Origin of the sequence: Bradyrhizobium sp. 33ap4, from assembly GCF_032654765.1 — a bacterium.
In the GTDB taxonomy this organism is placed as follows: Bacteria; Pseudomonadota; Alphaproteobacteria; order Rhizobiales; family Xanthobacteraceae; genus Bradyrhizobium; species Bradyrhizobium australafricanum.
In genome coordinates this window covers 1-553 of the sequence record NZ_JAUMTJ010000273.1, presented here as the reverse complement: position 1 = coordinate 553, position 553 = coordinate 1, and the positions used below count along the sequence as shown (strand labels likewise).

The window sequence follows — 553 nt, the reverse complement described above, 5'->3', positions numbered from 1 at the left end:
ATGGCTACGATCCGACTTGTCTCGCTGTGTGAGTGAGTGAGTGAAAGGGAGAGATGTAAGAGTGAAAGGAGCGTGGATGCGTCATCCTGTCTCCCTATGACGCACCCAATTGGCAGAGAATCCCCGTGCGGCCGTGGTGTAGTGGTCAACATACATCGCCAGTCGCCAATAAACCCGGGTTCGAGTCCCGGCACCGGTTAAGGAGCTTTTCTATCAGTTCCTTCTAGTTTAAGGCTTCTGGCAACCCTTGAGGCTCTGTGTTTCGTGTTAGTCCGCTAGATGCAGCAGCATCACTCCACTGTGTTCATTTCATCCTGGTACAGGAGCTTCCAGGAACAAGTGCAGTCCAGCTGCCCGCATGTCTAGAAATTTATGACCGTAATCGAGAAAGTGGACAGAATAGCCTTGCTTAAAAGGTGGGACGACTGCTGATGAAGGAGCTCCAGAATACCGCGAAGATGTACAAGGACTATGCACGAAGGCTGAAAACTCTTCGCAGAGAGTACACCAGAGTACACCAGTGAAAATAAACTGCCCTTGAGAAAAAATGCCG

At 50.3% G+C, this 553-nt stretch carries 1 protein-coding gene; it reads right to left on the bottom strand.

All coding sequences use genetic code 11. From position 1 onward, the window contains the following. Positions 1 to 309: 309 nt before the first annotated feature. The coding region (locus Q2M23_RS43880) for a hypothetical protein (protein WP_316399575.1) at positions 310 to 553 on the bottom strand (244 nt) is incomplete at its 5' end.